Source organism: Kribbella sancticallisti (assembly GCF_039530625.1).
GTDB lineage: Bacteria > Actinomycetota > Actinomycetes > Propionibacteriales > Kribbellaceae > Kribbella > Kribbella sancticallisti.
In genome coordinates this window covers 29,675-40,946 of record NZ_BAAAOS010000074.1, presented here as the reverse complement: position 1 = coordinate 40,946, position 11,272 = coordinate 29,675, and the positions used below count along the sequence as shown (strand labels likewise).

Sequence of the window (11,272 nt, the reverse complement as noted above, 5' to 3'; positions counted from 1 at the left end):
GCACCCACGAACCGGCAGCGACCCCGCTCGCCTCACCCAGGCAGCAAACGACTGACACAGCGGCACCTGCCCACGGGCGGGATCGAGATTCATTTTCCGATCGACGGCCGTCCCCAGTTGCTTTGTCCGCTGACCGGTCCGGAGATCGAGGTCATTCCGGCGCACACCACCATCTCGGAGCCCGCCGCGCTCCAGAACTAAACCCCATCCCGCCGGGGCCTGTCTCCCGTCGAGGTCAGCTGCAGGGATCGTCGTCGTACTGTCGTACCTGCCCTCGAACGCCGCCTCACAGATGGCGCAGGAACCAATCACTGCACACCGTGGCTGCCTGCCTCGTCTTCTCCGGATCCCGATAGAGCTGATGGTGGTCGGTGTCCGCGACAACGTGGAGCCGTTTGTCCGGTGTGGGAATCGCCTGATAGGCACGGGTCTCAAGATCTGACCAGGTGAAGTCGTCGTTGTCCGCCAGCACCATGAGTGTCGGCGTGTCGACGAGCTGGCGGATGTGCGGCTCGACGGCGTACTCCATCAATAGCTCAGCGGACGCAACCGTGTTCCGGTTCTCGTAGGCCGGCGCTTCGGTTTCCTTCAGCATCTGAAAGAGCGGCGGGCTACCCGGGAACGGCCAGGTGCACAGCTCGCTCTCTGGTGTCGTGGAGGAATGCTTCATGTAGTCGTGCTCACCGGTCGCATACAGCTTGCGACGACTCTCCAACGTGGCTTGACGCAAACGGCGGAACCCCATCGTGCCGTGCGCACGACGCATGGTCTCGAGACCATCGACGACTGGCACGACCGAAGCGACGGCCCGCACGCGGGAGTCCAGTGCTCCCACGATCAGCGAGTGCCCGCCACTGTAGGAGATGCCCCAGACCCCGATCCGCTGAGCGTCGATGTCGTCGAGAGTCTCGACGAAGCTGATCGCGTTGCGGTAGTCCTGGATCTGCCCCTGGGGATCCAGGTGCTGCCGCACTTCACCGGCGCTGCCCCCGAACCCCCGGTAGTCGAAGATCAGTGAAGCAAAACCCGCTTCGGCGAAGACCCTCGCGTACCGTGGCTGGACGAGTTCCTTGACATAGCACCACCCTCCTGCCATCACGATGACCGGATGCGGGCCAGGGCCGTCCGGACGAAAGAACAACGCCTCGAGCTCCACGTCCTCGCTGGTGAAGTGAACGATCTCCGACACGTCGGAACCCCTTGCTCTAGTGGTGATGGCGGTCAGGCAGTGAGCCAGCCACCGTCGACGGGTAGCACCGCACCCGTGATGTAGGAGGCCTCGTCAGAGGCGAGGAAAGCGACAGCGGACGCCTGCTCCGACGCTCGCCCGAACCGCTTCATGGGTATCTGGGCGGCAAGCGCGCCGGCCTTGTTCAGATCCTCACGGAGGGACAGGTTCATTCCTGTCTCGGTGACTCCGGGCGCGATCGCGTTGACGCGGATACCGCTGGTCGCCAACTCGAGGGCGAAAGACCGGGTCAACATCAGAACCGCTGACTTCGACGTCGTGTAGGCGATGTGGTTCGGCGCGGCTGTGAACGACTCGATCGAGCAGATGTTCACGATGGCTCCCGGTAGCCCCAACCGCAGACGCTGACGGACGAACAGGCTTGCGAGCCGGTAGGGCGCCTCGACGTTCACCGCCATTGTCCTGTCCCAGTCGGCGACACTGTGGTCGATGATCGGGCTGCGGTGCAGGATTCCGGCGGCGTTGACCAGGATGTCGACGGGGCCCAGATCGTCGACGAGTTGATCATCGATCGGTTCACCGAGATCCACCAGAAGCGAGGTCGCCCGATCTCCGGCCTCGACCAGCCACGGGTCCGTGACGACGTTGCGGTCCAGCGCGATGACGCGGGCGTTCTCGGAGAGCAGCCGCTCGCAGACAGCCTGACCGATCCCGGATCCGGCACCCGTGACGAGGGCGACCTTGTCAGTGAAGCGACTCATGGCAGTCGGTACCCTCCGTCGACGTAGACGATTTCGCCGGTCATGTACGACGCGTCGCGGCCGCACAGGAACGAGACCACTCCAGCGACGTCCTCCGGTCGACCGAGCCGGTTTTGGAGAGGCACCTTCTGCATCAGTTCTGCGTCGTTAGGCGGCGCACAGTCGGTGCGGATGATTCCGGGGGCGACCCCGTTGACGCGGATCCCTGAGCCGGCCCAGTCATAGGCCATGGCACGCGTCAGACCCGCGAGCCCGCCCTTGGTCAGGGCATAGCCGGCCTGCGGCGGGTCCTCCCAGGCGACCTCTGACTCGATGGAGCAGATATTGACGATGGTGCCGACCGTTTCAGTGGCCAGCCAGTGCCGGCCCAGGTCGCGCCCGAGGACGAAGGGGGCGGTCAGATTCACCGCCATCAGTTCGCGCAGTGTCTCGGGAGCCAGTTGCCAGCAGGGGCTGTAGGCGATGGCGCCTGCGTTGTTGACGAGAACGTTCACCTGATGGCCGTCGGCCAGGATGCGCTCGACGAGTTCGTCGCGGGTCGAGGCGTCACCGAGATCAGCGCGCAGGTCGAGAAAGCCCGGCCCTCGAAGGCCGGGGCTGCCACTGCGACTGATTCCGATCACCTCATACCCGTCGGCCAGAAGCCGCGCCGCGATGGCTTCACCAAGGCCGCGGCTGGTGCCGGTCACCACGGCGACCCCGCTGGTTCGCTCGGTCATGATCGGCCCCCTACGCCAGGCTCGCCGTCGTCGATGGTCAGGAACAGCTCGGCAAGGGTCGCGAGGAACCTCGCTGCGTCAGCGCCGTCCAGCACCCGATGGTCGGCTACCAGCACCGCGCAAGCGACCGTCTCGCCCCAGCCTGGACGCGTGCGCCCCAGACCCAGCACGGCGACCTGAGGTGGTGTCAGCATCGGCACGACCGCGTCACCGCCCAAGGCACCGACGTTTGATATCGCGAAGGTGCCGCCGGCCAGATCAGACGGCAGCAGCCGGCCGTTGCGAGCCCCTTCGACCACCCGCCGACGCTCGCGTGCCAGATCCTGCCAAAGTAGGCGGTGCGCTTCGCGAATGACGGGCGCGACCACTCCGCCAGGGCTGGCCGCCGCTAGCGCGATCGCGGGCTCGGCATACCTGAAGACGTCGTCGTCGACGAACCGGCTGTTCAGCTCCGGGTGCTGCAGCAACGCTGCGGCAGTGACCCGGAGAACCACATCGGTCAACGTCACCGGATGCCCTTCCGCGCGCAGCCGCTCGACTGTCCTGACGGCTTGCAGCATGGGAAGGTCTCGCTGGACTGCGAACTGCGGAATCCTGGCCGACTCCGTCATGAGTCTTGCAAGCGCGCGACGGTGTCGCGACAGCGGCTCACGCGTCGGAGAAGCGGCAGCCGCGGACGACGCTCCGCCCACAGAGGGGATGCGTGCCATTCGCTTGCGCAGAGGCACCCCGTACAGCTCCCCCGCTGCGGCGAACTGTGACGCGCTGCTCGACAGCTCCTCCGCCTTGCCTCGCGCGGCAGGTGGTGGCACCGGGATCGGCGGCACATTCGCCACCAGGGCTGGTTCCGCAACGGTGGACGCCACAAGGGAGACGACGGAACTGTCGGTCCGCGTTGTGGAGCCAACTGGCCCTCGGTCGGTGTCGTACGATTCTCCGGGCCGCGCGAGTCGTGCCACCAGATCGCCCGCCAGCACAGTGTCTCCGGCTTTGCGGACCTGGACGGCCAGCACCCCCGGGTCCGTGGCCTCGATCTCCATGCTGGCCTTGGCGGTCTCCACCTCGAGTAGCGGCTGGCCCTCCTCGAAGGTGTCCCCTTCCGCCAGGAGCCACTGCGTGACGATCATCTCCTCGTCGTCGCTCATCGCGACCTTGGGCATCAGGAAATCGTCCACGGTCACTCCTCCCACCCGTGGAGCCGGCGGGCGGCTTCCACGACGCCCTCGACGGTGGGAAAGACGAGTCGCTCGAGGTCAGGCGCGTAGGGCGTCGGCACTGGCCGGCTGCCGAGCGACAGGACGGGGGCGCGGAGGACGTCGTGTGCTTCGGTGCCTGCCACCATCGCGATGGTGGCGGCTACGCCGAACAGCGGTGGGTCATCGGCGAGGCAGAGGACGCGCCGCGTGTGACGCGCTGTTGAGGCGATGCCTGCCACGTCGAGCGGCGCCAGACTGTTCAGCCCGAGGACCTCGACTTCGATGCCTTCGGCTGCCAGCACCTTGGCCGCCTGCAGCGCCAGGATCACTCCGTGCCCGTAGGTGACGACGCTGAGGGAAGTACCTTCACGGTGCAAGGTCGAGGTGATGTCGTCCGGCGCCAAGCCGCGCACGAGGGTTCCCTGCTGGCGGTACAGCCTCATGTCCTCGAGGACTACCACGGGGTCATCGTGCACGAGCGCCCAGCGCAACGCGTCATAGGCAGCCTGGACGGTCGCGGGCGCCAGTACGGTCAGGCCGGGGACGGCCGCAAGATAGGCGTGTTGGGTCTGCGAGTGCTGCGCGGCAAAGGAACCAAGTGGGCCTTGTCCGACCCTGACAACCAACGGGATCGAGACCTGGTCGCCACTCATGTAGCGGAGTTTGGCCCCGTTGTTGACAAGCTGATCGAGGCCGAGCAGCAGGAAGCCCGAGAAGTCCACCTCGACCACGGGCCGGATGCCGGCCAGCGCGGCCCCTACCCCGCATCCCATGGTTGCCGCCTCGGAGATCGGGGTGTTGATGACCCGGTCCGGACCGAACTCGTCGACCAGCCCCTTGGTGGCTCCGAAGGGGAACCCCGCGCGGATGTCCTGGCCGAGCAGGACGATCGACGGGTCCAGACGCATCGCATCTTCGTGGGCAGCGCACAGGGCCTCCGCGAAAGTGGTCTGGACCTCTTGCACGGTCGGGGCCGAGACCCTCGTCATGCGCGCACCCCTCTCATCAGTTCGTCCTCGGCCGGTACCGGGCTCTGTACCGCGAAGGCGAGCGCGGCTTCGGCCACGGCCGCGGCCTCGGCGTCGAGCGCTTCGACGGTGGCAGGGTCAAGACCTGCCGCGTCCACGAGCAACGTCAGCGGATCTCGTTGGGTCCACTCGCTGAGCTCGGCCTTGGTGCGGTAGACACCGTGCGGCGGGTCTCCACGCGAATGACCCATGAATCGGTAGGTGAGCGCCTCGATCAGAGCCGGCCGGCCGGCTCGAGCACCGCTGATCAGCCTCGCGGCTGTCTCCTCCACCGCGATGACGTCCTGACCGTCGATGGACTCGGCCTGTACTCCGAAGGCCTTGGCTCGGGCGACGACACCTTCTCCGGCGGTCGACTCGTCGGCCGACGTTGTGATGGCGTAGGAGTTGTTCTCGCAGACGAACACGACCGGCAACGACCACAGTGCTGCAAGGTTCAGGCTCTCGTAGAGAACGCCCTGGTTGACCGCACCGTCTCCGAAGAAGGCGACGCAGACGCTGTCGATGCCCTTGACCTTGTTGGCCAGCGCGACGCCGACCGCAAGGGGCACGGCGCTGCCGACGACCGCCATGGTTCCGAGGAAGCCGTTGGCCACGTCGGTCGAGTGCATCGACCCGCCCTTGCCGCGGGAGACGCCGTCGACGCGGCCGCACAGCTCGGCCATCAACTGGCCCGGGTCCACACCCTTGGCAAGCGCGTGGCCATGACCGCGGTGGTGACTGAGCACGGTGTCTGCTTCACCCATGGCGCCGATCACTCCTACGGCCACAGCCTCTTGTCCGATGCTCACGTGAACGGTTCCGTGGACGTCGCCGCGTTCGTAGGCGCGGTACGCCAGTCGTTCGAATCGGCGGATCACCGCCATTCGGCTGTACAGGTCTCGGGCTGTGTCCGGATCGACGCGGGCCTGGACCTGGGCCGTCACGCTCTGACCTCGCGCTGGACCGGCTGCTGGCCGCGGATGCTTCGCAGCCGCGCGGTCCGGGGCTGATCGACCTGACCGTCGTCGGTGAGCTCCACCAGGTACACGTCCCGCGCTTGGCCGGGCGAGACGTAGCCGTCGCGGACGTCGCAGGCCACCGCCGCAGGGTCCCGCTGGGCCGGGTCGCCCCAGCCCCCGCCGCCCGCGGTCCACTGCGAGATGACCTCACCCGCGCGTAACGGGGCGTCATGGACCTTGCTTCCGAACTCCGGCGCTGCCGGCCTCTCCTGAGCGGTCCCCGGGTTGATCACAAAGGCGGCCGCGCCGCCACTGTGACCGCCGTCCAGCCCCCACGGCGGGATCCTGACCCGATTCGCGACGATGGACAAGGTGGCGTCGTGGCCGAGGACGCGGTGGTCGCGACGGATTCCGAGACCACCCCGGTGGATGCCCGGACCGCCGCTGTCGGTCCGGATCTCGTAACGCTCGACGCGAACCGGGAAGCGCTCCTCGACCACCTCCACCGGCACGTTCCACGTGTTGCCGACGATCGACCAGATCGCGCTCAGCCCGTCACGGTTCCGGTTGCCTCCCCATCCACCCTCGGGGTACTCGTAGATGACGTACCGCCCCTGGGTGCGTGGATCGTGTCCACTGATGATCATGTTGTTCGACGACCCGTGGTCACACGCCATCACGTTCGGCCCACCGTCATCGCCCGGTGGGATGGTGGCCAGCGCCCGGAAAACGGTGTTGTGGATGATGCAGGTGACCTCGTTGCCACCGGTGCAGGCCGCGGGGAACCGCGGGTTCACCACTGTGCCTTCCGGGGCGATGATCTTGATGGCGCGGTAGCAGCCGGCGTTCGGCTGGATATCGGGGTCCGTGGCCGCCTGGAAAACCATGTAGACGCCGGCGTAGGTATAGCCCAGCACACTGTTGAGCGGCCCTTCGACCTGCGGTGAGGAGCCGGTGAAGTCCACCTCGGCCCGGTCGCCGCGGATCCGCACCGTGACCTTGATCGCGCGCGGGACATCGGTCAAGCCGTCGTTGTCGATGTAGTCGGTCGCCTCGTAGTCACCGTCCGGCAGCCGTTCCAGCGCCTCGCGGGTACGGCGCTCCGACTGGTCGAGGATCATCGTCATCGCAGCGTCGATCTCGTCGGGGCCGTAGCGCGCCGCCAGCTCGGTCAACCGCTTGATGGCTGTCCTGTTCGCCGACATCTGCGCTTCCAGGTCGACCCGCAGCTGCGCTGGGAGTCGGGAGTTGCCGATGATGAGGTCGAGCAGATGGCGGTCGAGGATCCCGGCCTTGACGAGTTTCACCGGTGCGATCCGCAGCCCTTCCTGGTAGTTCTCCCGCGCCGCAGCGTAGAAGCTGCCGGCTGCCGTTCCACCGATGTCGAGGTGGTGGGCACGGTTCACCGCGAACCCGAGAAGCGCGCCCTCGAAGAAGATCGGGGCCACCAGTGTGACGTCCGGCAGGTGGGTCCCGCCCAGGAACGGATCGTTGAGGATGACCATATCTCCTGGCTCCAGGCCGTCAGCGGCGAAGGCTGTCGTCACAGCGTCGGTGGCGAAGGCCATCGACCCCAGATGGATGGGCAGGAACTCACCATGACTGACCATTTGACCGCGGGCGTCGAAGACGGCGCAGGAGTAGTCGTTGCCTTCGTTGAAGATGGGCGAGCAGGAGGTCCGCGACAGCGTTACCCCCATCTCGCGCGAGATCGAGGTGAGCGCGTGCCCGATGACCTGCAGGGTGATCTGGTCGATGTCAGCCATGGGCGCGACCTCCCGGTACTTTCGCGATGATCAGGTTCCCCGTCTTGTGCTGCTCAGCGCGCCATCCAGGCGGCACCACAGTGGTGGCGTCCTCCTGGTGGATGACCGCTGGACCCACGAGCGCGGCTCCTGGCTCGAGTGCATCTCGAGCCAGGACAGATGTCTCGACGAAGTCGTCCACGGACTCGAAGTAGACCGGTCGGGTGCCGGCGTCGTCGCGGGTCCGCACGCTCGCCCAGTCCCAGAACACCTCGGGCGCAGCCTGCAGACCCAGGCCGGTCACCCGCAAGGTCACCAGCTCCACCGGTACGTCGTCGAAGGAGTGGCCGTACTGGCGAGCATGGAGGCTCGCGAAGGACTGGCCCAGACGCTCCAGCGATTCGGCCGTGACGACGGCACCTTCGTGGCGGACGGTGAGCTCGTGTGCCTGGCCTTGATAGTGCAGGTTCGCCGAGACTTCGACACTCACCGCCTCCCGGTCGAAGCCCTCAGCGGCAAGCTGTCGGTAGACGTCCTCGGCGAGTGTCCGCACGGTGCTCGAGACCTCGGCCGCGGCGAGGCTCTCGATCGTCTTGCTCACCGACCGCAACGCGTCGCGTCGCGGTCGGGCGAGCGCCGCTCCGAAGGCGGAGGTACATCCCGGGAACGGAGGAACGATGACCGTGTCGACGTCCAGTTCCTCAGCGATGTCCAGCGCGTGAACCGGACCACCACCCCCGAAGGGGACGAGCGCATATCCCCGCGGGTCCCGCCCCCGCTCGACCGAGATCGCGCGCACCGCGTTGACCATGTTGGCGTTGACCAGTCGCAGAATTCCGGCGGCCGCACGCTCGACGCTCAGGCCGAGGGGCTCTGCCACGTCGGCGGCGATCGCCGCTCGTGCGGCCTGGAGATTCAGGTTCAAGGATCCGCCGAGGAGCGTTCCCTCGGCGTAGCGCCCGAGCACCAGGTTGGCGTCGGTGACGGTCGGGTGAATTCCACCGCGCCCGTAACAGGCGGGCCCCGGCGTACTGCCCGCTGAGGCAGGGCCGACCCGCAGTGCGCCACCGGTGTCGATCCAGGCGATCGATCCGCCGCCTGCCCCGATCGTGTGAAGGTCGAAGGTCGGGTACGCGATGTCGAGGCCGCCCAGCGTCATGTCCAGGCGCTCGTCCGGTGCCCCGTCCTGAACCCCCGACACGTCGCAGCTCGTGCCGCCCATGTCGAGAGTCAGCACATTGTCGTACCCCAACTGCCCCGCGAGCCACCTCGCCCCGGAAACTCCGCCCGCGGGCCCCGACAACAGCGTCGGGACGGGTGCGGTAGCTGCCGCTTCGGCAGCAAGAGAGCCGCCCGAATTCGTCATCACCGAGAGACGACCCGGGATGACGCCCCTCGCGTCGAGGGCGTCGGCCAGCTCGGCGACGAAGTTGCGTACCACGGGCGCGACGTAGGCCGCGGTCACGGTCGTGGCGGTCCGCTCGTACTCCCGCAGCACAGGGAGCACCTCGGATGACAGGAAGACGACGTCGGCACCGCCCTCCTCGAGGATGATGTCGCGGGTCCGCCGCTCGTGCTCACCGTTGCGGAACGAGAACAGGTACGCGACGGCCACCGCGGTGACGCCCTCATCACGGAGCTGTCTCCAGGCTCGGCGAACGTCGTCCTCATCGAGGGGGTGCACCACCCGACCGTCGGCGTCGACGCGTTCGAGCACCTCCTTTCGCCAGCGCCGTGGAACCAGCGGCTCGGGGAGCGACTCATCGAGGTCGAACAGCCGGTCGCGGTGGGTCCGGCGGATCTCCAGCACGTCGCGGAATCCGGCGGTGGTGAGCAGACCGGTCGGTGCGCCACGCCTGGTCAGGATCGCGTTCAGCCCGAGCGTCGTACCCAGCTTGACGTGGCTGATGTCGGCGCCATCGACATCCGCGGCGTCGAAGGCCCGGAGGATGCCGTCCGCGGGCTGCCGGTAGTCGGTGGCTGCCTTGAAGCAGCGGGTCCGGCCGCTCGCCTCATCGAGGACGACGACATCGGTGAACGTTCCTCCGACATCGATACCGATTCGCTTCACTCTTCACTCCTCGACTGGCGTGCTGAACGGGGCACCCGTCTCTGCAGGCTGTATCGCTCACCGAGTTGCCATATCGGTAAACGTAACGACCGGACATTCCGCCGTCAAGGCTTTGCCGGTCTCTCGACGACACGCGCAAGTGCGCCATCGACGGCGTGCAGTACCCGATCGATGTCAGCGTCTGTGTGTTCACTCGAAGTCACCGCGGGGTGGATCGGCGGCCACAGGACGCCGTCGGCCACGCACCCGAGCAGTACGTCGGCCGTTTGGCGAAGGTCGCCGCTCAGCACGTCCCGACGGTTGTGCACCTCACTCACGCCCAGGTGCAGCTGCACGATCGACCCGACACCGGTAACAGTGGCCGTGGCGCCGCTCTCGAGAAGCAACTGCCGCAGGCCATCTCGCAACCTCTCCCCCGCCTTGTCCGCTCGGGTCAGCGCGTCCTCGGTCTCGAGGACCGTGAGCGAGGCAGCACCGGCGGCGACCGACAGGGGATTTTCGGTGAACGTCCCCGACTGGAACACCTTCCGAGCGCCGGCAGCGACACCGAGAGTGCCATCCATCAGGTCGGCGCGACCACCGAAGGCTGCGAGGGGAAGGCCGCCGCCAAGAGCTTTGCCGATGCAGACCAGGTCCGGTGTCACCCCGAGGTACGCAGGAGCCCCGGCGAGGCCCAACCTGAGTGCGCACAGGACCTCGTCAAAGATCAGCACGATGCCGTGGGCCGCCGTCGCGGCACGGACGGCGGCGGCGAACTCGGGGCGTGCAGGCACACCGCCGCCGCTCGAGAAGCTGACCGGCTCCATGATGACGGCTGCCAACTCGGAGCCGTGCTCGGCGATGAGGGCGGCTGCGCTCTCGGCGTCGTTGTACGGCAGGACGACGACTTCGTCCAGCAACCGCGGGCTGAGGCCGGCGTAGTCGAGGACGGGCTCGGGGCGCTGCGGCGTTCCCTGCAGGCGTGAGCTGTGGGTGGAAACCAGGAAGGCGTCGTCACTGCCGTGGTAATTGCCCTCGAACTTGGCGATCTTGAGACGGCCGGTCGCTGCTCGAGCGACCCGAACCGCCGATCGCGTCGCCTCAGAACCGGTGTTCGTGAATCTCAGACGTTCGAGGTGCGGCATGTGTGCCTGGAGCCGCTCGGCATACTCGATGGATGCGCGGGTCGGCATCATCGGGTTCACCATGCTCACCGCCTGCTTGCGAACGGCCTCCACAACTGCCGGGTGTCCGTGGCCCAGCAGCAACGGGCCGGCTCCCATCAGCAGGTCGACGTAGTCGCGGCCGCTCACATCGGTCACGTACGCCCCTTGGGCGCTGGTGACGAAGACGGGGTAGGGCGTGAAGAACTTGGCCTGTCCGCTCACCCCTTGTGGAAAGATCCGCTCAGCCCTGGTCCACAGATCCTTACTGGCCGCGGTGGCGGACTCGAAGTGTCGGCGGGCACCTCCGTGATCGTGCGAGTTGCCCGCGGGCAATGGCGTTGTCGTCGACATGGATTCTCTCCTTCAGCACTGTGACCTTGTATCGTTGGGCGAACCCAGGTGATGCGGAACGAAATGTCTGTGAGGCGTCTGCGTCCGAGTTGTGCGTTGCGGCCGGCTCGCGTGAGTCCGGGGCCG

The 11,272-nt window shown here is 67.1% G+C and carries 9 protein-coding genes and 1 pseudogene; 1 reads left to right on the top strand and 9 read right to left on the bottom strand.

Going from position 1 to position 11,272, the window contains the following annotated elements; all coding sequences use genetic code 11:
- A pseudogene (locus ABD255_RS43300) lies at positions 1 to 201 on the top strand (hypothetical protein); the annotation flags it as partial.
- Positions 202 to 286: 85 nt separating this feature from the next.
- Here the strand turns inward: ABD255_RS43300 and ABD255_RS43295 are convergent.
- The 9 genes from ABD255_RS43295 to ABD255_RS43255 all read right to left on the bottom strand — a co-directional run bounded on the left by ABD255_RS43295 (position 287) and on the right by ABD255_RS43255 (position 11,146).
- A complete protein-coding gene (locus tag ABD255_RS43295) occupies positions 287 to 1,189 on the bottom strand; it encodes an alpha/beta hydrolase (RefSeq protein ID WP_344222718.1) in 903 nt (300 codons plus the stop codon).
- 32 nt (positions 1,190 to 1,221) lie between these two features.
- On the bottom strand, positions 1,222 to 1,950 hold the full coding sequence (locus ABD255_RS43290; protein ID WP_344222717.1) for an SDR family NAD(P)-dependent oxidoreductase: 729 nt from the start codon (positions 1,948 to 1,950) through the stop codon (positions 1,222 to 1,224).
- Positions 1,947 to 2,669, bottom strand: a complete 723-nt coding sequence (locus ABD255_RS43285) for an SDR family NAD(P)-dependent oxidoreductase (RefSeq protein ID WP_344222716.1) — start codon at positions 2,667 to 2,669, stop codon at positions 1,947 to 1,949. Before ABD255_RS43285 ends, ABD255_RS43290 begins: the two co-directional genes overlap by 4 nt.
- On the bottom strand, positions 2,666 to 3,844 hold the full coding sequence (locus ABD255_RS43280) for a 2-oxo acid dehydrogenase subunit E2 (protein WP_344222715.1): 1,179 nt from the start codon (positions 3,842 to 3,844) through the stop codon (positions 2,666 to 2,668). The genes ABD255_RS43285 and ABD255_RS43280 overlap by 4 nt, the downstream gene beginning before the upstream one ends.
- Positions 3,845 to 3,846: 2 nt before the next feature.
- Complete coding sequence (locus tag ABD255_RS43275) at positions 3,847 to 4,854, bottom strand: alpha-ketoacid dehydrogenase subunit beta (protein ID WP_344222714.1); 1,008 nt, start codon at positions 4,852 to 4,854, stop codon at positions 3,847 to 3,849.
- Positions 4,851 to 5,819: a thiamine pyrophosphate-dependent dehydrogenase E1 component subunit alpha gene (locus tag ABD255_RS43270; RefSeq protein ID WP_344222713.1), complete on the bottom strand. Its 969-nt coding sequence runs from the start codon at positions 5,817 to 5,819 to the stop codon at positions 4,851 to 4,853. The genes ABD255_RS43275 and ABD255_RS43270 overlap by 4 nt, the downstream gene beginning before the upstream one ends.
- Positions 5,816 to 7,600: a hydantoinase B/oxoprolinase family protein gene (locus ABD255_RS43265; RefSeq protein ID WP_344222712.1), complete on the bottom strand. Its 1,785-nt coding sequence runs from the start codon at positions 7,598 to 7,600 to the stop codon at positions 5,816 to 5,818. Before ABD255_RS43265 ends, ABD255_RS43270 begins: the two co-directional genes overlap by 4 nt.
- On the bottom strand, positions 7,593 to 9,650 hold the full coding sequence (locus ABD255_RS43260; protein ID WP_344222711.1) for a hydantoinase/oxoprolinase family protein: 2,058 nt from the start codon (positions 9,648 to 9,650) through the stop codon (positions 7,593 to 7,595). Before ABD255_RS43260 ends, ABD255_RS43265 begins: the two co-directional genes overlap by 8 nt.
- Before the next feature lie 104 nt (positions 9,651 to 9,754).
- On the bottom strand, positions 9,755 to 11,146 hold the full coding sequence (locus ABD255_RS43255) for an aspartate aminotransferase family protein (RefSeq protein WP_344222710.1): 1,392 nt from the start codon (positions 11,144 to 11,146) through the stop codon (positions 9,755 to 9,757).
- Between the last annotated feature and the right edge of the window lie 126 nt (positions 11,147 to 11,272).